The 20,258-nt window shown below is 68.7% G+C and carries 19 protein-coding genes and 1 tRNA gene; 12 read left to right on the forward strand and 8 right to left on the reverse strand.

The features are described 5' to 3' along the window. Window positions 1-40: 40 nt before the first annotated feature. From lepB to AC4D12_RS06035, 9 genes are all read left to right on the forward strand, one after another. On the forward strand, window positions 41-865 hold the full coding sequence (gene lepB / locus AC4D12_RS05995) for a signal peptidase I (protein WP_490949005.1): 825 nt from the start codon (window positions 41-43) through the stop codon (window positions 863-865). Then, on the forward strand, window positions 862-1,605 hold the full coding sequence (gene rnhB / locus AC4D12_RS06000; protein WP_490949006.1) for a ribonuclease HII: 744 nt from the start codon (window positions 862-864) through the stop codon (window positions 1,603-1,605). Before lepB ends, rnhB begins: the two co-directional genes overlap by 4 nt. Window positions 1,606-1,612: 7 nt before the next feature. Beyond that, window positions 1,613-1,939 (forward strand): DUF2469 domain-containing protein, encoded by a 327-nt coding sequence (locus AC4D12_RS06005; protein WP_490949007.1) that lies wholly within the window; start codon window positions 1,613-1,615, stop codon window positions 1,937-1,939. Between the two features lie 177 nt (window positions 1,940-2,116). Further along, entirely contained in the window at window positions 2,117-2,473 is a 357-nt protein-coding gene (locus AC4D12_RS06010) for a YraN family protein (RefSeq protein WP_490949008.1), read from the forward strand. Beyond that, the gene (locus AC4D12_RS06015) at window positions 2,473-4,008 is read left to right on the forward strand and encodes a YifB family Mg chelatase-like AAA ATPase (RefSeq protein ID WP_490949009.1); all 1,536 of its coding nucleotides are present in this window, start codon (window positions 2,473-2,475) and stop codon (window positions 4,006-4,008) included. Before AC4D12_RS06010 ends, AC4D12_RS06015 begins: the two co-directional genes overlap by 1 nt. Beyond that, window positions 4,005-5,312, forward strand: a complete 1,308-nt coding sequence (locus tag AC4D12_RS06020) for a DNA-processing protein DprA (protein ID WP_490949010.1) — start codon at window positions 4,005-4,007, stop codon at window positions 5,310-5,312. The genes AC4D12_RS06015 and AC4D12_RS06020 overlap by 4 nt, the downstream gene beginning before the upstream one ends. A gap of 133 nt (window positions 5,313-5,445) precedes the next feature. Next, on the forward strand, window positions 5,446-6,486 hold the full coding sequence (locus AC4D12_RS06025; RefSeq protein ID WP_490949011.1) for a methylated-DNA--[protein]-cysteine S-methyltransferase: 1,041 nt from the start codon (window positions 5,446-5,448) through the stop codon (window positions 6,484-6,486). Window positions 6,487-6,588: 102 nt separating this feature from the next. Continuing rightward, on the forward strand, window positions 6,589-7,599 hold the full coding sequence (locus AC4D12_RS06030) for a tyrosine recombinase XerC (protein WP_490949012.1): 1,011 nt from the start codon (window positions 6,589-6,591) through the stop codon (window positions 7,597-7,599). 253 nt (window positions 7,600-7,852) lie between these two features. Then, on the forward strand, window positions 7,853-8,356 hold the full coding sequence (locus AC4D12_RS06035; RefSeq protein WP_490949013.1) for a DUF3145 domain-containing protein: 504 nt from the start codon (window positions 7,853-7,855) through the stop codon (window positions 8,354-8,356). Window positions 8,357-8,520: 164 nt separating this feature from the next. Here AC4D12_RS06035 and fabF read toward each other — a convergent pair whose 3' ends face one another. The 6 genes from fabF to aceE form a co-directional block, all read right to left on the reverse strand. Continuing rightward, complete coding sequence (fabF, locus tag AC4D12_RS06040) at window positions 8,521-9,756, reverse strand: beta-ketoacyl-ACP synthase II (RefSeq protein WP_490949014.1); 1,236 nt, start codon at window positions 9,754-9,756, stop codon at window positions 8,521-8,523. Between the two features lie 115 nt (window positions 9,757-9,871). Further along, a complete protein-coding gene (locus AC4D12_RS06045) occupies window positions 9,872-10,117 on the reverse strand; it encodes an acyl carrier protein (RefSeq protein ID WP_026552001.1) in 246 nt (81 codons plus the stop codon). 74 nt (window positions 10,118-10,191) lie between these two features. Further along, entirely contained in the window at window positions 10,192-11,253 is a 1,062-nt protein-coding gene (locus AC4D12_RS06050) for a beta-ketoacyl-ACP synthase III (protein WP_490949015.1), read from the reverse strand. Continuing rightward, the gene (locus AC4D12_RS06055; protein ID WP_490949016.1) at window positions 11,250-12,215 is read right to left on the reverse strand and encodes an ACP S-malonyltransferase; all 966 of its coding nucleotides are present in this window, start codon (window positions 12,213-12,215) and stop codon (window positions 11,250-11,252) included. Before AC4D12_RS06055 ends, AC4D12_RS06050 begins: the two co-directional genes overlap by 4 nt. Before the next feature lie 78 nt (window positions 12,216-12,293). Beyond that, window positions 12,294-13,565: a PucR family transcriptional regulator gene (locus AC4D12_RS06060; protein WP_490949494.1), complete on the reverse strand. Its 1,272-nt coding sequence runs from the start codon at window positions 13,563-13,565 to the stop codon at window positions 12,294-12,296. 174 nt (window positions 13,566-13,739) lie between these two features. Continuing rightward, the gene (aceE, locus tag AC4D12_RS06065; protein WP_490949017.1) at window positions 13,740-16,493 is read right to left on the reverse strand and encodes a pyruvate dehydrogenase (acetyl-transferring), homodimeric type; all 2,754 of its coding nucleotides are present in this window, start codon (window positions 16,491-16,493) and stop codon (window positions 13,740-13,742) included. 407 nt (window positions 16,494-16,900) lie between these two features. Here aceE and AC4D12_RS06070 point away from each other — a divergent pair, with 407 nt between their 5' ends. The 3 genes from AC4D12_RS06070 to AC4D12_RS06080 all read left to right on the forward strand — a co-directional run bounded on the left by AC4D12_RS06070 (window position 16,901) and on the right by AC4D12_RS06080 (window position 18,760). Continuing rightward, complete coding sequence (locus tag AC4D12_RS06070; RefSeq protein WP_490949018.1) at window positions 16,901-17,320, forward strand: DUF3052 domain-containing protein; 420 nt, start codon at window positions 16,901-16,903, stop codon at window positions 17,318-17,320. A gap of 4 nt (window positions 17,321-17,324) precedes the next feature. After that, window positions 17,325-17,789 carry a redoxin domain-containing protein gene (locus AC4D12_RS06075; RefSeq protein ID WP_490949019.1) on the forward strand — a complete coding sequence of 155 codons (465 nt, stop codon included), beginning with the start codon at window positions 17,325-17,327 and terminating at the stop codon, window positions 17,787-17,789. Between the two features lie 107 nt (window positions 17,790-17,896). Then, on the forward strand, window positions 17,897-18,760 hold the full coding sequence (locus AC4D12_RS06080) for an NAD-dependent protein deacetylase (protein WP_490949495.1): 864 nt from the start codon (window positions 17,897-17,899) through the stop codon (window positions 18,758-18,760). A gap of 77 nt (window positions 18,761-18,837) precedes the next feature. On the opposite strand, the gene AC4D12_RS06085 is transcribed toward AC4D12_RS06080, so the two are convergent. Beyond that, a tRNA-Val gene (locus AC4D12_RS06085) sits at window positions 18,838-18,910 on the reverse strand. A gap of 109 nt (window positions 18,911-19,019) precedes the next feature. Beyond that, a complete protein-coding gene (gene rlmN / locus AC4D12_RS06090; RefSeq protein WP_490949020.1) occupies window positions 19,020-20,246 on the reverse strand; it encodes a dual-specificity RNA methyltransferase RlmN in 1,227 nt (408 codons plus the stop codon). Window positions 20,247-20,258 lie beyond the last annotated feature (12 nt).

Genomic DNA, 20,258 nt, shown 5'->3' on the forward strand with positions numbered 1-20,258 from the left:
ACCGATCCGGCCGACCATCGACGACAGAGGAATTCAACGCATGGCACGGAGCTTCCGCAGGAAGTCGTCCTCGGGAGCAGCGGCGACCGACGCACGGGCCGCAGATTCGACCACGAGTGGTGACGGGACGGCGGACCATCCGGGCGACGCCACGCAGGACGCGAAGAACGCCGACCGCGGCTTCGGCGCGTGGCTGAAGGAGATCGCGACCATCGTCGTGATCGCGCTCGTGCTCTCGTTCCTCATCAAGACCTTCCTGTTCCGCGCCTTCTTCATCCCCTCGGGCTCCATGGAGGAGACCCTCGAGATCGACGACCGCATCTTCGTCAACCAGCTGGTCCCGCAGCCGTTCGACCTGCAGCGGGGCGACGTCGTGGTGTTCCGCGACGCGGACGGATGGCTGCCCCCGCAGGTGGAGCAGAGCGTAGGGTTCGTCAAGGAAGCCCTGATCTTCATCGGACTCGCACCCGACGAGTCCCAGCAGCACCTCGTGAAGCGGGTCATCGGGCTGCCGGGCGACCACGTCATCTGCTGCGACGCCGACGGGCGGATCACCGTGAACGGCGAACCGCTGGACGAGCCCTACCTCTTCCCGGGCGCCAACCCCTCCGACGTCCCGTTCGACGTCATCGTCCCCGAGGACTCGGTCTGGGTCATGGGCGATCACCGCAACGCGTCCGCGGACTCCCGGGCCAACAGGGACAAGCCCGGCGAGGGCTTCGTCGACATCGAGGACATCGAGGGGAAGGCAGCCGTCATCGCCTGGCCGCTCGACCGCATCGGTTTCCTGGGCAGTTATCCGGAGGTCTTCGCGGGGGTACCCGACGCGCGTCCCATCGGCCGCTCCACGCCAGCGGGACCATGACCGCACGCGGCACCCGGGGGTCGAAGGCGCCGACGCTCGCCCTCGAACGATCCTTCTCCGACGCGGGCCATCGGTACGTCGCCGGGTGTGACGAGGTGGGGCGCGGTGCGCTGGCGGGCCCGGTGTCCGTGGGAGTGGTCGTGCTCGATCTCGCAGCGGTCCGGCCGCTGCGCGGGGTCCGCGACAGCAAGCTGCTCTCCGCCGCGGCCCGGGAGGCGCTGGTCCCGCGGATCAGGGCCTGGTCGCTGGCGTCGGCGGTCGGACACGCATCGCCCGCCGAGATCGACGCATGGGGGCTGATGGCCGCGCTGCGGACCGCCGGCGCCCGAGCCTGGCAGGCGGTGCTGCAGTCGGTGACACCCGACGTCGTCATCCTCGACGGCAATCACGACTGGCTGTCGAAGCGTTCCGAGGACCTGCTCTTCGGCCTCGACGACGGCCGTACAGCATCCGTGGAGACGATCGGGTGCACAGCGTCCGTTCAGACGAGGATCAAGGCCGATCTCACGTGCCTGAGCGTCGCGGCCGCCAGCGTGCTCGCCAAGGTCGAACGCGATGCGTTGATGGTGTCCCTCGCGGAGCACCACCCCGCCTTCGGCTGGGAGGTCAACAAGGGCTATGCGACGAGCGCCCACCGGGCTGCGATCGACGTCGTGGGGCCGAGCGAGCACCATCGAAGGACCTGGCGCCTGGGGAGCCTGGAGCGGCCAGAACTGTCACACGCGGAAAGTGGAGGATGATGAGCCGATGAGTGCCGAAGATCTTGAGAACTACGAGACCGACATGGAGTTGCAGCTGTACCGCGAGTACCGCGACGTCGTGGGCCTGTTCAGCTATGTGGTGGAGACCGAGCGGCGCTTCTACCTCGCCAACACCGTGGACCTCCAGGCGCGATCCGCCGACGGCGAGGTCTACTTCGACCTGACGCTGCAGGATGCCTGGGTCTGGGACGTCTACCGGTCCGCCCGCTTCGTGAAGAACGTCCGCGTCATCACGTTCAAGGACGTCAACGTCGAGGAGCTCACCAAGTCCGACGACATGGCTCTGCCGAAGGACGGCCCGCTGGGTACCTGATGCCGGGGCACCGGTCCGGTGCTGCCAAGGGCCGTCCCCTGAGTCGGTGACGCCCGTGCCGGCCGTGCTGTGGAGCGGAGAACGGAAGCAAGGACTGCGCCTCCGGTTGTCCACATAGCGCGATGATCCACCGGCATCATCACGCCCTTCCCCGAGGCTGGGGGAGGAGGTGACGCCATGCTGGCGAAAGATCAATTGGGACGTCGCGGTGAAGCGACGGCAGCTCGGTATCTCGAGCAGGCCGGTCTGAGAATCGTCGACCGGAACTGGCGGTGTCCGTCGGGCGAGATCGACCTCGTGGCCGTCGAGGGCTCCACCCTCGTGATCGTCGAGGTGAAGACCAGGAGCTCGGACGACTTCGGGCAGCCCCTGGAGGCGATCAGCGCGGGCAAGCTGGAGCGGCTCTACGTGCTCGCCTCGAAGTGGGCGAAGGCGCACAACCTTCGCTTCAGCGGATTCCGGATCGATGCCGTCGGCGTGCTGGACGATGGCCGGAGTGCACCGCGTGTCGAACACGTACGGGCCGTGATCTGATGGCGCTCGGGCGTACGTACGCCGTCTCGCTCGTCGGCATGAACGGCTACGTCGTGGAGGTCGAAGCCGACATCGGACAGACCCTGCCCGCCTTCGTCCTGCTCGGCCTGCCGGACGCATCGCTGAACGAGGCGAAGGATCGCATCCGGGCAGCCGCGCGGAACGCAGGCGTGCCGCTGAGCCGACGCAAGATCACGGTCAACCTCATTCCCGCCTCCCTCCCGAAGCGAGGATCGTCCTTCGACCTCGCCATCGTGATGTCGGCCCTCGCCGCGTCGGGGGACGTCCGAGGCTGCGGCAGTGCGGTCTTCATCGCGGAGCTCGGGCTGGACGGGCAACTGCGCCCCGTCCATGGTGTACTCCCCGCGGTCATGGCGGCGGTGGACGCCGGTCATACGAGCATCGTGGTGGCGGAGGAGAACGCTGCGGAAGCCGCTCTCGTCCCCGCCGCCGACGTGCGTGCTTTCCGCACGCTCGCGGAGGTCGCTCTGGCCTACGGAGCGGACGCGTCGCAGGTCCGCCTTCCCGACCCGGACGTGCGGGAGGAGTCCCGTGCGATTGATCCGTCCGTTGCGCCGGTCCTGGATCTATCGGACATCGCGGGCCAGCACGAGGCACGGTTCGCGCTGGAGGTTGCGGCAGCCGGCGCCCACCATCTCCTCATGGTCGGACCGCCCGGCGCCGGGAAGACGATGCTCGCCGAGCGCTTGCCCGGGATCCTGCCCGACCTCACGGACGACCACGCCATGGAGGTCACGGCGGTCCACAGCCTGAGCGGCACGGGGTACTGCACCGAGTTGGTGCGGCGGCCCCCGTTCGAGAGCCCCCACCACACCGCGACCCCGGCGTCGATCATCGGTGGAGGAAGCGGCATTCCGAGGCCGGGTGCTGCATCACGGGCGCACCGCGGCATCCTCTTCCTCGATGAGGCCCCCGAGTACGAGCGGCGCGTGCTCGAGGCCTTGCGTGAGCCGCTGGAGAGCGGTCGGCTCGTGCTGCACAGGGCGTCGGGTACGGCGTCCTATCCGGCACGCTTCCAGCTCGTGCTCGCGCTGAACCCTTGTCCGTGCGGCCTGGCCAGCGGGAAGGGGATCGAGTGTGTCTGCACCGCGCAGCAGCGTCGACGCTACTTCAATCGCCTGTCCGGTCCGCTCCTCGACCGCGTCGACCTCCAGCTCGCCGTGCAGCGTGTGGGCCTCGCCGACTACCTCGGCGGAGCGACCTCCGAACGGTCCGCGGTCGTCGCCGCCCGTGTAGCGGCTGCCCGTGGCGCCCAGCACGAGAGGTTGGGCCGCTGGCATCACTCCACCAATGCCGAGGTGCAGGGTCGCGTGCTGCGCGGCGAACTCGCGCTCCCCAGATCGGTGACCGCATCGCTCGACCGCGCCCTGGAACGGAACCTCGTCAGCGCCCGCGGCTGGGACCGTGTCCTGCGGGTTGCATGGACCATCGCCGATCTCGCCGGTCGGGAGCGCCCCGGAACGGACGACGTCACCACGGCCCTGAGCTTCCGCCTGCAGGAGCGTGCGGCATGAGCGACACCGGGAAGGTACGGATCGCACGGGCGGCGCTCTCACGACTCTTCGAGCCCTCCGACGCCGTCGGTATGGCCCTCGTCGCGCTCATGGGTCCACAGGACGCCCTGCGGCTGGCGAGCGGGCAGGTGAGAACCGGCGCGCAGGAGTCGCGGCTCGTGTGCGAGGCCCTCGGCGCCGACTACGGCCGGAAGGACCTCCTCGGAGAGGGGATGCTCCGCTGGGCGCCCCGTCTGCCCGACCTGGCGCCGGAGCGCGACCTCGCCACCCTCGATCGTCTCGGTGGGCGCCTCGTCGTCCCGGAGTCCCACGAGTGGCCGGCGGCGCTCGATGAGCTGCAGGCCGCGGCGCCCCTGTGTCTGTGGGTCCGGGGCGAGGGCGCCGTGCCGTCGTCGCGCCGACTCGCGGCGATCGTCGGTTCGCGGGACAGCACCTCGTACGGTTCGGCCGTCACGGCCGATCTGGCGTCGGGGCTGACGATGCGCGGTTTCGTCATCGTGTCAGGCGGTGCCTACGGCATCGATGCGCAGGCGCACCGTGCAGCTCTCGCGACCCGAGGTGGCGGTGAACACCGGAGCGGTGCCGACGGCGCCCCGCGCCCGCTGCACTCCGACGGGGCCGACATCGTCCCGCCACCTTCCGCAGGTTCGGGCCCGGCGCCCGACACGGACCGCGAGGACCCGCACGCGACCATCGCCGTCCTCGCCTGCGGTGTCGATCGGTACTACCCGGCCGGGAACGAGGACATGCTGCGTGTCATCGCCGAGCAGGGGCTCCTGATCTCGGAGGTCCCGCCCGGCAGTTCCCCGACGCGGTGGCGGTTCCTTCAGCGCAATCGGATCATCGCCGCGATGAGCGCGGTCACCGTCGTCGTGGAAGCGCGATGGCGCTCAGGGGCACTCAATACGGCGCACCACGCCGCAGGCCTGGGTAGACCGGTCGGAGCGGTTCCCGGTCCGGTGACGTCGGCCAATTCAGCGGGCTGCCACCGGTTGCTGAGGGACGGCACAGCAGTCTGCGTCACCGATGCCGCCGATGTGGCCGAGCTGGCCGGCCCTATCGGGAACGAGGAGTCGGGTGATCGCGCCAAGGAGGAGGCGTCGTACCGCAGGCAGCACGACGGACTCAGCATCCCGGACCTGCTGCTGTTGGACGGGCTCCCGGTTCGGGCGTCCACGACAGTCGACAAGCTCGCGAGAGTCGCAGGCTTGTCCGGTCAGGACGTGATCCGGGGCTTGGCGCGTCTCGAGATCCAGGGCCTTGCCGTGCGCACCGAGGACGGATGGCGACGCGGGAAGGGGTGAGACCTCCCGGCGGACTTTCGGATCCACGGAACAGGGTCTCCACCTGCCGGGCAGGACATTGTTCCCGGCGGCTCGCTCCAGCGAAGGCGCACATGACGACACAACGGATGAACGGATGAACAGGAGCAGTGAGATGAACACCAGCACGACGGACAGCATGGAGCCACAGGTCGGTACAGGCGCGGGTACGGACACCGGCAACACAACGAGCATTGGTGGCACAACGAGCATTGGTGACGGCGCGAGCATTGGTGCAAAGGCGAGCACCACGTCAGACACGAGCAGGCACGCACGTCCGAGCGGCGACGAGGGCACGGGTGCTGATACGGGTGCGAGCGCTGACCTCGGCGTCGCGGGTGCAGGAAGCGCGGTTGGTGGCCGCGTGCACACGGAGGCCGTACCTGAGCCGATGGGGGATGTCGCAGGGCGGCGGCCATCGGCACTGCGGTCCACGTCGTCGGAAGCATCGACAGCGGACGCCCGGCACTATGCAACCGTCCCCTCGCCGCTGGGTGTGTTGCGGATCGTCGTCGCCGGAGGGGTTCTCGTCGGTGTGTATCACCACGAGCACGCCCCCGAACCCTCGCCCGCCCTCCTCGGGTCGTACTGCGCACCCGGCCCGGCAGGCGAAGCCAATCACACGGCGGCGTACCCGACCGGAGCGCATGATGAACTCGGGTCCAGCGGGGGAGCGGGTGGCACGGTGCACGGTGTAAGCGGTGCCTCGGACCCGACCCTGCCCCGCCCGGGCGCGGAGCAGGCAGGTCGACGGAACAGCGCCGTCCTTGACCAAGCCTGCCGCGAGCTGACCGAGTACTTCGACGGTCGCCGCCACGGTTTCGACGTGCCGTTCTCGGCGGAGGGCACCCCCTTCCAGAGAACCGTGTGGGACGTCCTCGGGCAGATCCCGTTCGGGGAGGTCCGGAGGTACGGCGAGGTGGCCACTGCCCTTGGTAACCCGGGTATGGGCCGAGCAATCGGGGCAGCCGTGCGAGCCAATCCGCTGTCCATCGTCATCCCCGGTCACCGCGTCGTGGGTAGCAAGGGCGCGGTCACGGGATACGCCGCCGGGGTGGAAGCGAAGGCGGCGCTCCTCGAGCACGAGCGGCTGTATCTGACCGCGATCACGCCCGGCGACGACGAACAGGAGGACGCGCGTCGAAGCGGCGCGTAGCGGGTTGCTGCGGCGAGCCCCGCGGCACTCGGCAGGTTCGGGTGTCCCGCTTCGCGCACGAGCCCCGGGCGGCCGGGCATACTGGGTCCGATGGAACCGACGATGTCCGAGCGAGCCAAGCCTGCAGGAGAGCTGGCAGCTGAGCTCGAGGACGCCCGGCGCGGATTCGAGCAGTACCTCACGCTCGAGCGGAATCGCTCGGAGCACACTGTTCGTGCCTACCGCACGGACATCGCTCTGTTCCTCGCGCACGCGGCGGGTACAGGGGTCGAACGGCTCGACCAGCTGCAGCTCAAGCACTTCCGCTCATGGCTCGGAGCCCTGGACGCCTCAGGCCTCGCGAGGTCGACCGTGGCGCGTCGTGCCGCCAGCGTCCGGAGCTTCATGGACTGGGCGGTCCGCGAGGACAGGATCCAGGTCAATCCCGCCCTCCGACTGCGGGCGCCCAAACGAGCGCGCTCGCTGCCCACGGTGCTCACCCAGGATCAGGCCCACTCTCTGTTCGCGGGCGCGAAGGAGAATTCCGACCGGGACACAAACACCGACCCGGACGTTCACACTGGCCCTGACACCGGGCCTCACCCCGCCGCCGACGATCCAAACGCTCCTCAGGCACTCCTGACGAGCGCGATGCTCGAGGTGCTGTACGGGACCGGAATCCGGGTGGGCGAGCTGGTGGGACTCGACATCGACGACATCGACCTGGAACGCCGCACGCTGGTGGTCCTCGGCAAGGGGTCGAAGGAGCGGACAGTCCCCTTCGGGGTCCCGGCCGGTCAGGCCCTCGAACGCTGGATGTTCGGCGGCCGGCCCAGGTGGGTCACCGCCCGGAGCGGTGCTGCACTGTTCCTGGGTCGGCGCGGCGGGAGGATCGACCAGCGGGCCGTTCGTACTCAGGTACACGACGCTCTCCAACTCGTGGGGGACACGGCAGCTCGTGGCCCGCACGCCCTGCGCCACAGCGCTGCAACCCATCTGCTTGACGGCGGGGCGGACCTGCGCGCTGTCCAGGAACTCCTGGGGCACGCGAGCCTTGCCACGACACAGCTGTACACGCATGTCTCGGTCGACCGCCTCCGACGGAGTTACGAGCAGGCACACCCGCGCGCCTGACAAACGCCGTCCCAGCTTCCCGGGTCGGACATCACCCGAGCCTGGACTGGGGCTCACCGTCCGGCACGGCTGCCGGCATCACACCTGAGTAGTTACAGTGGCGGAATTCCATGCCCTGGTGCACAATGACAATAGTTCGAAGGAACCCGTACCACGTGCGGGTGGGTCTCAGTAGGTCCCGGTCCGTCGTCGAGCAGAGCATCATCCACTGAAGGTCGTTGGGGAAGACGTACCTACAGCTATGGAGGATGGAATGTCTGTTGTGATGGCGCGCGGTGTCCTGTATGTGCACTCAGCCCCTTCTGCGCTGTGCCCCCACGTCGAGTGGGCCATCGGCTCAGTGCTCGATAAGCGTGTCGACATGGAGTGGACCGCTCAACCCGCCGCGCCCGGAATGCTCCGTGCGGAGATCTCCTGGATCGGTCCGCAGGGCGCAGGTGCGCTTCTGGCGTCGGCACTGCGCGGCTGGGCCCATCTCCGTTACGAGGTGACCGAGGAGCAGAGCGCCGGTGCTGACGGCGGCCGCTGGTCCCACACTCCCGAGCTGGGGATCTTCCACGCCACGACAGATGTCCACGGCAACATCATGGTGACCGAGGATCGCATCCGCTACGCCTACGAGGCGGGCGCAGGTGATCCGGCGGCGGTCTACCACGAGCTCTCACTGGCACTAGGTGAATCGTGGGACGAGGAACTCGAGCCCTTCCGCCACGCCGCCGAGGGCGCTCCTGTGCGGTGGCTGCATCAGGTCGGCTGACCTCCTCGACATTCCTTCCGCACAGGTCGGGGTCGCGGCAGCGATATTCGCCTGGTCCGGACCTGTCACATCTCCGAGCCTGTCAGGCTCGATCGACGCCGATCAGGACGAAGGCGCCGCCCCCGGGGGCGGCGCCTTCGTCGGTCCTGCAGTCGTGCTCCGGATCAGACGCTCCGCAGCACGATCACCGCGTTGTGTCCGCCGAACCCGAACGAGTTGCTGAGCGCGACGATGTCACCCTTCGGCAGGTCCCGGGGTGACGTGACGACGTCGAGCGGGATCTCCGGGTCCTGGTTGTCGAGGTTGATGGTGACAGGGACCTTCCGGTCATGAAGAGCGAGGACCGTCATGACGGCCTCGACCGCACCGGAGGCACCCAGGAGGTGGCCTGTCTGCGATTTCGTCGCCGACACCGCGACCTGGTCGACATGGGCTCCGAGCGCCGACTTGAGGGCCGTGTACTCGGGCTTGTCACCCACCGGGGTGGACGTCGCGTGGGCGTTCACGTGGACGACGTCCTCGGGCTGGGCCCGGGCGTCGAACAGCGCGGCTTTCAGCGCGCGCGTCGCTCCGAGACCCTGCGGGTCCGGGGCGGTGATGTGGTAAGCGTCGGCCGTGACCGATGTGCCGCCGAGCTCGGCGTAGATCCGCGCGCCCCGAGCGAGGGCATGCTCCTCGGCCTCGAGGACCAGGGCGCCGGCGCCTTCACCCATGACGAAGCCGTCGCGGCCCGTGTCGTAGGGGCGTGATGCCAGCTGCGGTTCGTCGTTCCGGCGGGACAACGCGTGCATGGAGGCGAAGGCGGCGATCGGCATGGGATGGATGGCAGCTTCCGCACCGCCGCAGACGACGACGTCGGCCTTACCGGAGCGGATCAGCTCGAGGCCCTGGTGCACTGCCTCGGTTCCCGAGGCACAGGCTGACACGGGGGTATGGGCCCCGGCGCGCGCACCGAGGTCGAGGCTGACGGCGGCGGCGGGGCCGTTCGGCATCAGCATGGGGACCGTCATGGGTAGGACCCTGCGGGGGCCCTTCTCCCGGAGCGTGTCCCACGCGTCGAGCAGCGTCCACACCCCGCCGATACCTGTGGCGAAGGCGACTGCGAGCCTGTCCTTGTCGATGTCCTCGATGCCCGAGTCCCGCCATGCCTCGCGGGAGGCGATGACGGCGAACTGCGTCGACGGGTCCATGCGCTTCGCCTCGACCCGCGAGAGGACCTCGGACGCAGGCACGGAGATCTGCGCGGCGAACGTCACCGGGAGTTCGTACTTCTCCACCCAGTCCGCCTCGATCGTGCGGGCGCCGGACACGCCCTTGAGCGCGTTAGCCCACATGGTGGGAACGTCCCCGCCGATCGGGGTGGTTGCACCGAGTCCGGTGATGACGACTTTGCGTGGCATGGTCACTCTTTCGAAGCTGAGGCGTACACCGGCGGAATCCGGGACGGAGGAACGACGACTACGGCCGCTCACGGCGATGACGCCGGGAGCGGCCGCAGCGCGTGAACGGCAGGAACTAGGCCTGTGCGCCCGAGATGAAGGTGACGGCGTCGCCGACGGTCTTCAGGTTCTTGACCTCTTCGTCCGGGATGCGGACGCCGAACTTCTCCTCGGCGTTCACGACGATGGTCATCATGGAGATGGAGTCGATGTCGAGGTCGTCCGTGAAGGACTTGTCCATCTCGACCGACTCGGGGGCGAGACCGGTCTCTTCGTTCACGATCTCGGCCAGACCGGCCAGGATTTCTTCGTTGCTAGCCATGAGGGCTCCTTTTCTGTTCTGCCGGTGGACCGGCGGGATGATCAGACCGCACTGTCGCGGTCTGGGCTTGGGGGTTAGGGAAGGACCACGACCTGCGCTCCGAAGACGAGGCCCGCGCCGAAGCCGATCTGGAGTGCGAGCTTGCCGCTGAGCGCTGGTTGCTCCTTCAGCGTGCGGTGCATCGCCAGAGGGATCGAGGCCGCGGAGGTGTTACCGGCGTCCACGATGTCCCTCGCGACGTAGACGTGCGCGGGGAGCTTCAACTGCTTCACCATCTCATCGATGATACGGATGTTCGCCTGATGGGGCAGGAAAGCGGCGAGATCGTCGGCGGTGATTCCGGCGGCGTCGAGGGCACGCTGCGCTACCTTCGCCATCTCCCACACGGCCCAGCGGAAGACGGTCGGTCCGTCCTGACGCATCGTCGGCCAGAGGCTCTCACGCCCCGACTCGGCATCCTCCTCACGTTCGGCGTCGGTCGCGACCGAGCCGAGCGAGTAGTCGCGGGTGTCGATCAGGGAGCGCGTCATCCGGATGGCCTCGTGCTTGCTGCCGTCGGAGCCCCAGACCGACGGGCCGATACCCGGCGAGTCGCTGGGTCCGATCACCACCGCTCCGGCGCCGTCCCCGAGGAGGAAGGAGATGGTGCGGTCCGAGTTGTCGATGAAGTCCGAGAGCTTCTCGACGCCGACCACCAGGACGTAGTCCGCGGTACCGGAGTGGACGAGTGAGTCACCCTGCGCGATCCCGTAGCAGTACCCTGCACAGGCGGCCGAGATGTCGAAGGCGGGAGCAGGCGTGGCGCCCAGCCGGTCCGCCACCTGTGCCGCGGCGGAGGGCGTCGCGTAGGGGTGGGTCACCGTCGAGACGAGGACGGCCCCTAGCTGTGAGGCCTCGATCCCCGAAGCGACGAGTGCTTCCTGCGCTGCGGCGACGGCCATGTCGATGACGCTGACGTGGCGGGGAGCCCGGTGGCGCGTGACGATGCCGGTGCGCTGCCGGATCCACTCGTCCGAGGAGTCGATCCACTGGCAGACGTCCTCGTTCGTGACGACGACCTCCGGCCGGTACGCGCCGACGCCGAGGATGCGGGTGTGCTCGCGCAGGGGCGCTTGCTTGAGTGCGGGGGTGCTCACTGACGTCCTTCAGACAGGGGGGACGGATCCTGGTCCGTGGTGCGGGAGTGTTCCTCGACGAACAGTCGAGCGGCGTCGAGGTCCTCGGGTGATTTTACGGCGAGAGCGGCGGTGCCCCGCATCCCGCGCTTGGCGAGCCCGGTGAGGGTGCCCGCGGGGGAGAGCTCGATCATGCCGGACACTCCCATCGACTGCAGCGCCTCCGTACAGAGGTCCCACCGCACTGGTCGCGAGACCTGCGCGATGAGGCTGTCGAGATTCGCCTCGCCGCCGGCGACGGGTGCGCCGTCGTGGTTGGACAGCAGGGTCGCGGACGGTTCGGCGGGTGCGAGAGAGGGGCGGAGGTCCTCGAGGGCCGTGACGGCGGGTGCCATGTGCTTGGTGTGGAAGGCGCCTGCGACCTTGAGGGGGATGATCCGTGCCTTCGCCGGGGGCTCCGCGGTCAGGGCACTCAGCTGCTCGAGCGTCCCGGCGGCGACGACCTGCCCGCCGCCGTTCGCGTTCGCTGCGGTGAGGCCGAGTGCGGAGAGCCGTGTGAGGACCTCCTCCGGGTCCCCGCCGAGCACGGCGCTCATGCCGGTGGGTGTCGTGGCCGCGGCGGCGGCCATCGCGGTCGCACGCACGCGGACGAAGGTCATGGCATCGTCCTCGCCGAGGGCACCCGCGACGGCGGACGCGGTGATCTCCCCGACCGAGTGGCCAGCAAGGACCGTGGAGGCCGTCAGGGTCTGCCCGGCCAGGAGGATCCTGGCGGTGACGAGTCCGGCGGCCACGATGAGCGGCTGGGCAACGGCGGTGTCACGGATGGTGTCCTCGTCCGACACCGTGCCGTGGAGAACGAGGTCGAGCTGTGCGAGCTCGCTCAGCTGGTCGAGATGCTCCCGCACGCCGGGCAGCTCGAGCCAGGGGGCGAGGAAGCCGGGGGTCTGTGACCCTTGTCCGGGGCAGGCGATGGCAAGCACTAGTCCAGCTTTCCAGTCAGGCGAGGTATTCTCGGGTGTTCGGCTGAACCAAGGTGGTTCCGCGGCTTTGTAGAGAGCCTACAAGGAAGCGGGGCCGGGCGGAGACGCTCGTGCGCTCCTCGCCGTCGTCGTCCGTGCGGGCCGCCCGCGTTCGGGAACCGGCGGGCCGCCGGGCGGCGCGGTCGGGGGTGGGGTGGAGAGCCGCCCGACCACGAGGGCCGTCTGCAGCACGTACGCCTCACGCGGCAGCAGGGGGTCCCACCCGGTGACGTCGCAGACGCGACGCAGCCGGTACCGCACTGTGTTGGCGTGCACGAAGAGCTCGCGCGACGTCGCCTCCAGGGAGTGCCCGAGGCTGAGGTAGGCGGACAGCGTCTGCTCGAGTCCATTCGATGCGGCGAGCAGCGGCCTGTAGATCTGGCGGACGAGCGCCCGGCGAGCGGTGTCGTCCCCCGAGATGACCCGCTCCGGCCACAGGTCCTCGGAGCACACCGGGCGGGGAGCGCCCGGCCAGGCCCGGGCGGCGGTCAGGCCCGCGAAGGCCGCCTGGGCCGAGCTGCTGGCACTGACGAGGGACTCCGCCTCGGGCCCGTACACCACGGAACCGGCGCCGAAGAGTTCGCTGAGGCGGGGGTAGGCCTTGTCGGGGTCGCGCACCCCTCCAAGGACGAGGATGAGCCTCTCGCCCTGGATGCCCACGAGGACGTCCTCGGCGAGCCGGGCGGTCACGCGCCGCAGTTCGTTGAGGAACCCGGCGTTGGGCTCTGCCGGCGCGCTGCCGACCATCACGGTGATCGGCGCCTGGGTGGTCCACCCGACGGCCGCGATGCGCGATCGCAGGGCGTCCGAGCTCTCCCCGCGCAGGATCGCGTCGACGACGAGGGCCTCGAGCCGGGTGTCCCATGAGCCACGCGTCTCCGCCGCACGCGCATAGACGTCGGCGGCCGCGAAGGCGACCTCGCGGGAGTACCGGAGGACGGACTCGCGCAGGGCTGCCTGATCCGCGGCGGGTGCCAGGAAGGGCACGTGGTCCTCGACCACCTGCACGACGACGCGGATGAGCTGCAGTGCCTTCTGCAGGCTGATGGAGCGCGTCAGCTCCGTCGGAGCGGTGCCGAAGACGTCGCTGAGGACCCAGGCCGGTGATGCGGGTTTCTGGTACCAGTTCACGAAGGACGCGATGCCCTTCTGGGCCACCAGCCCGAGCGCCGACCGCTCGTCGGGCCGGAGGCCGCGGTACCACGGCAGGTCCGCGTCGAGCTGCTTGAGCGTCGCGGTGGACAGCGAGCCGATCGTGGACCGGAGCTTGTCGACCGTCGCCGGATCGGGAGGGGAGGAGCCCGCGTTCATCGCGGCGGGGCTCCGCGGGCCGTCACCGGCGGAAGCGGCGGTTGTGGACATGGACCGAGCATACGGTCACCCCGCTCGTCGTCCTGAATTTGTGGAGGAGCTACAAAAGGCGACGGCGTGCAGGGCTGTGGAGCCGTGCACGCCGTCGCCCCCGGTGGGAACTACCCGCGAGTCCTAGGCGTCGCCACCGGCGTTGCCCGTGGTGCCCGCGTTGACGTCGAGGAGGCGGTACTTCTCGATGGCCTCCTTGGGCGCATCGGCGTCGACCTCGCCACGGCGGGCGAGCATCTCCAGCGCGCGGACGACGACGGAGTGGCTGTCGATCTTGAAGAACCGGCGCGCCGCAGCCCTGGTGTCGGAGAACCCGAAGCCGTCGGCGCCGAGCGTCGCGAACTCGTTGGGCAGGAACTGACGGATCTGGTCCGGGACCGCCTTCATGAAGTCGGAGACGGCGACGATCGGACCCGTGGCACCTTCGAGCTGGTGGGTGACGAACGGCTTCCGCGCCTCGGCCCCGGGATTGAGGAAGGCCTCCTCCTCGGCGTCGAGGGCGTCACGCCGCAGTTCGTTCCAGGAGGTCACCGACCATACGTCAGCGGACACGCCCCAGTCCTTCGCGAGGATCTTCTGCGCTTCGAGGGCCCACGGCACGGCGACGCCGGACGCCAGCAGCTGCGTGCGCGGACCGTCCACCTTCGCGGGCTTGAGGAGGTAGATCCCCTTCAGCACGCCCTCGACGTCCAGGTCCTCCGGCTCGGCGGGCTGCACGAACGGCTCGTTGTACACGGTGATGTAGTACATGACGTTGCGGTGGGACTCCGGCCGGTCGCCGATGTCGCCGTACATCCTGTTCAGGCCGTCCCGCATGATGTGGCCGATCTCGTACCCGAAGGCGGGATCGTACGTGACGACGGCGGGGTTGGTCGACGCCAGGATCGGTGAGTGACCGTCGGCGTGCTGCAGACCCTCACCGGTCAGGGTGGTACGTCCGGCCGTCGCGCCGATGATGAATCCGCGCGCCATCTGGTCCGCAGCGGCCCAGATCGAGTCGCCCGTGCGCTGGAAGCCGAACATCGAGTAGAAGACGTAGATCGGGATGAGCGGCTGCCCCTGCGTGGCGTAGGCGGTACCCGCGGCGGTGAAGGCCGCCATGGAACCGGCCTCGTTGATGCCCGCGTGCAGGATCTGCCCCTCGATCGACTCCTTGTACGCAAGCACCAGGTCGCGGTCCACCGAGAGGTAGTTCTGTCCGTTGGGGTTGTAGATCTTCGCCGTGGGGAAGAACGAGTCCATGCCGAAGGTCCGTGCCTCGTCCGGGATGATCGGCGCGATGCGCTTGCCGAACTCCTTGTCGCGCATGATGTCCTTCAGGATGCGCACGAAGGCCATGGTGGTGGCCGCCATCTGCTTACCCGACCCGCGCTTGGCCATCTCGTAGGCCTTGTCACCCGGCAGGACGACCTCGGCGTGCTTCGTCCGCCGTTCCGGGACGAATCCGCCCAGTTCGCGGCGACGCTCCATGAGGTACTTGATTTCGGGTGCGTCGGCTCCCGGGTGGTAGTACGGCGCGTTGTAGAGGTCGTCGTCGATCTGCTCGTCGGTGACGGGGATGCGCAGGTGGTCACGGAACGCCTTGAGATCGGCGTTGGTCAGCTTCTTCATCTGGTGGGTCGCGTTGCGCCCCTCGAAGTGCGAGCCGAGCCCGTACCCCTTGACGGTCTTCGCGAGGATGACGGTCGGCTTGCCCTTGAACTCCGTGGCCGCCTTGTACGCGGCGTAGACCTTGCGGTAGTCGTGCCCGCCGCGCTTGAGGTTCCAGATGTCGGCGTCGGAGAGGTCCTCCACCATCGCCTTCGTGGCGGGGGACTTGCCGAAGAAGTGGTCCCGGACAAATCCGCCGGATTCCGCCTTGTACGTCTGGTAGTCGCCGTCGGGCGTCTGGTTCATGATGTCGACGAGCGCGCCGTCGGTGTCCTTGGAGAGCAGGCTGTCCCACTCCCGACCCCAGACGACCTTGATGACGTTCCAGCCGGCGCCGCGGAAGAATGCCTCGAGCTCCTGCATGATCTTGCCGTTGCCGCGCACGGGGCCGTCGAGGCGCTGCAGGTTGCAGTTGATGACGAAGTTCAGGTTGTCGAGGTGCTCGTTCGCCGCGAGCTGCAGCAGACCGCGCGACTCGGGCTCGTCCATCTCACCGTCACCGAGGAACGCCCAGACCTGCTGGTCGGACGTGTCCTTCAGACCGCGGTTGTGCAGGTAGCGGTTCGACTGGGCCTGGTAGATCGCATTCATCGGGCCGATGCCCATCGACACGGTCGGGAATTCCCAGAACTCCGGCATGAGGCGAGGGTGCGGGTAGGAGGAGAGCGCGTGGCCCTCCTTGGACTTCTCCTGGCGGAAGCCGTCGAGGTCCTCCTCCGTCAGGCGTCCCTCGAGATAGGCCCTGGCGTACATACCGGGGGAGGCGTGGCCCTGGAAGAAGATCTGGTCGCCGCCGCTCGGGTGGTCCTTGCCCTTGAAGAAGTGGTTGAAGCCCACCTCGTAGAGCGTCGCCGCTCCGGCGTAGGTCGAGATGTGTCCGCCCACCCCGATCTCGGGGCGCTGCGCGCGGTGCACCATGACGGCGGCGTTCCAGCGCAGCCAGGCACGGTACTTCCGCTCGATCTCCTCGTCACCCGGGAATTCGGGTTCCTGGTCCACGGGAATGGTGTTCACGTAGTCGGTGGTGGTCACCATCGGCACACCGACCGACTGGGCGCCGGCCCTCTGGAGCAGCGAGCGCATGATGTACTGCGCGCGCTCCGTCCCCTGGGAGCGGATGAGCTGGTCGAGGGATTCGATCCACTCCGCGGTCTCCTCCGGATCGGCGTCGGGCTTGCCGACCGTCAGACCGCTGAGGATGTCCGCTGTTCCTTGTTCTGCAGCCACGCGATATCTCTCCACTTCCACGGAGCTTGGTCCGTGTTGCTCGACGCCTGCGCTCGGCTCTTGTGGGCCCGCGCAGCGATCCATGCCCGGTGCAGTCACCGCGCCGTCTACCGACTCACTCTATCGTCGCCGCGGACCCGATGCGTAGCGGGATCAGGGCTGCGCGACCGATTACGCCGAGGGCTTGCTCACTCCGCCCGAGTAGGGTGCGTGTGCCGTCTGGTGGGGTCGCAGGAACCTGGTCCCGCCATGCACCACGTACCCGCCCGGAGCGGCTCCTACGCCCTGGCGCGCCCGGATGCGTCCCCCGGCTTGATGCATGGCGCATAAGGGTGTTGGCTGTAGGCCATGGGTACCCTTAAGCCGGGCGGTTCGTACGACCGCCCCGCCGTTTCAGGAGGAGTCAAGTGAGCGAGGCTGAAGCCGCCACGGCAAGTGAAGTGGCAGGCAAGTTGGGTTTCAAGGAGGGGAGCCTCGTCCAGGAGCTCGGCTACGACGACGACGTCGACTTCGATCTCCGCGACGAACTCGAGGACGGGATCGGTTCCGAGCTGTTCACCGAGGACGACCAGGAGGTCGTCGACGGGGTGATCCTCTGGTGGCGGGCCGGCGACGGCGATCTGGTCGATGCCCTCGTGGACGCCCTGACTTCGCTCGAGGCAGGAGGAGTGATCTGGCTCCTCACCCCCAAGTCCGGACGCCCCGGATATGTCGCCGCCGCCGACGTGCAGGAGTCGGCGCCAACCGCCGGTCTCCACTCGACGTCGTCGGCCGGGGTCTCCAAGGAATGGGCCGCGACGCGGCTCGTCAGTCGCAGGAAGCAGTAGCCGCGTGCCACTCGCCATCGGCTCACTCGCCCCTCCCTTCGCCCTCGCCAACCAGTTCGGGGAGACGGTCGAGAGTTCGTCGCTCGTGGGCGGCTCCGTAATCGTCTTCTTCCCCTTCGCCTTCTCCCGCGTGTGCACCGACGAACTCGGGCAGCTGCGGGACAACCAGGACATCTTCGACGCCGCCGGTGTCTCGCTGGTCGCGGTCTCCGTCGACCACAAGTACACTCTTCGCGCCTTCGCCGATGCCAATGACATCTCCTTCGACCTCCTGGCGGACTTCTGGCCGCACGGGGAGGTCACGCGCGCCTACGAGGCCTTCGACGACAGTCACGGGTACGCCGAGCGGATCAGCTACGTGCTCGACGGGTCCGGGGCGGTCCGTGCCGCCATCTCCTCGCCCCACGGCCAGGGCCGGCCCATCTCCGACTACGCACGCGCATTGAGCTCGGTCGAAGCGGCACTGTGAAGCAACGGGGACCCGAGGGGCGTCCTGACGACGGCTTGCCGGGGCCCGAGACGAATCCTCGCCTCGGTCTGACCGGCTTCGTCAGCGAGAGCCCTGCCTCCGATCTCCTGCCTCTGGCCCCTGCCGAGCAGTCGGCCCTGGCGCAGGCGGTCGAGCTGCTCGCAGGGCGTCGTCTCGCCGTGCTCACGGGCGCGGGCCTGAGTACCGACTCCGGGATCCCCGACTACCGGGGCCCGCAGTCCGTCCCCCGCAACCCCATGACCTACCAGCAGTTCGTCGGCGACGAGGCACTCCGGCGCCGTTACTGGGCCCGGAACCATGTGGGCTGGCGGCATCTGAAACGTGCGGATCCGAACGCGGGCCACGCGGCCATCGCGGTGCTCGAACGCAGGGGACTGCTGTCGGGCCTGATCACGCAGAACGTCGACAAGCTGCACTCGTCGGCAGGCAGCAGGAACGTCATCGACCTGCACGGGACCTTCGACCGCGTGGTGTGCCTGCAATGCGGTACGGCCTTCCCCCGGGCGAGGATCGCCGAGCTGCTCGAGGACCTGAACCCGGGCTACCTCGAACGCGAGTCCGACGCCGGTGACGTGGCGCCCGATGCCGACGCGGACGTGGACGACACGGGCGATTTCGTCATGGCTCCGTGCCCGGTGTGCGGCGGGATGCTCAAGCCGGACTTCGTCTACTTCGGGGAGAACGTCCCCAAGGACCGGGTGGGCGAGGCCTACGCCATGGTGGACGCCGCCGATGCACTGCTGGTCGCCGGTTCCTCACTGACCGTCATGAGTGGCCTGCGCTTCGTCCGGCACGCGTCGAAGGCCGGCAAACCGGTGGTCATCATCAACCGGGGGTGGACCCGCGGGGATGATCTCGCGACCCTGAAGATCGAGGCGGGCGTCTCCGAGGCGCTGACGTTCCTGGCGGACCGGCTGCCGGACCTGCCGTCGGAATCCTCCGGGTCCTGACGGTCGGGACCACGGGGCCGGAACGCAGAAGGACCCCACCGCCCCGCTGTGTGGCGGGAGTGTGAGGTCCTGTTCGGTGGGTCCTACCGGGATCGAACCGATGACATCCACGGTGTAAACGTGGCGCTCTACCAGCTGAGCTAAAGACCCGTGGGGCGTGAGCCCCGGTGCTGCGACCGACGCGTGGTCGGCGTCGTCACGGACATCGACTATACCGGCCGCGCGGAGGGCCGCGCGAATCGGGGTGCCGGGCTGACGGCTACTCGCCCGCGGCGAGCTGCCCGCAGGCGCCGTCGATCTCCTTGCCCCGGGTGTCACGCAGGGTCGTGGGGATGCCCGCTGCACGCAGGCGGTTGATGAACTCGGTGGAGACGCTCTTCTCCGAAGCGGTCCAGATGGAACCCGGCGTGGGGTTGAGCGGGATCGGGTTGACGTGCACCCAGCCGCGGCCACGCTGGTTCAGCTTCTTGGCCAGGAGGTCCGCACGCCAGGCGTGGTCGTTCATGTCCTTGATCAGCGCGTACTCGATGCTCACGCGTCGGCCGGTGGTCCTGTAGTAGTTGTACGCGGCGTCGAGCGCCTCGTCGACCTTCCACTTCGTGTTGACCGGGATGAGCTCGTCGCGGAGCTCGTCGTCGGGCGCGTGGAGGGACAGGGCGAACGTGACCGGCAACGACTCCGCCGCGAGCTTGTTGATCGCGGGGACGAGGCCCACCGTGGAGACAGTGATGTTGCGCGCTGACATCCCGAGGCCCTCGGGGGAGTCGTCGACGAAGCGGTGCAGCGCGGCCATGACGCGCTTGTAGTTGGCGAGCGGCTCACCCATGCCCATGAACACGATGTTCGTGACGCGGTCGGCGTCGTGCCCGCCGTCGGTACGGAGAGCTCCCAGCGCTCCCTCCGCCAGGGCGCGGTTCGCAGCGACCACCTGATCGACGATCTCCGCCGTCGACATGTTGCGGGTGAGCCCCGCCTGACCCGTGGCGCAGAACGGGCAGTTCATGCCGCAACCCGCCTGCGAGGAGACGCAGAGCGTCACGCGGCCGGGGTAGCGCATGAGCACGGACTCGACGAGCGCGCCGTCGAAGAGCCGCCACAGGAACTTGATGGTGTCGCCGTTGTCCGTGGTCAGGCGCTTCACCTCGGTGAGCAGCGGCGGGAACATCGCGGTCACGAGCTCCTCGCGGCCGGCCTTCGGCAGGTCGCTCATCGCGGCGGGATCCGTCGTGAAGTGGGAGAAGTAGTGCGTGGACAGCTGCTTCGCCCGGAAGCCCTGGTGGCCCAGCTCCTTCAAACGGTCCTGCCGCTCGGCGAGCGTGAGGTCGGCGAGGTGGACCGGGGGCTGGCTGACGCGGGGCGATGTGAACTGCAGCAGGGGCCGGCCGTCACTCGCGACGATGGGCTGCGCGCCTTCCACTTCGGGGCGCACCTGAGGGCGCGCTGTGGAGGGGGTGAGGGCGGCGGGGGTAACGGTAACGTCGGACATCACTACCATTCT

The sequence above is a fragment of the Arthrobacter sp. TJ-266 genome (assembly GCF_058269115.1).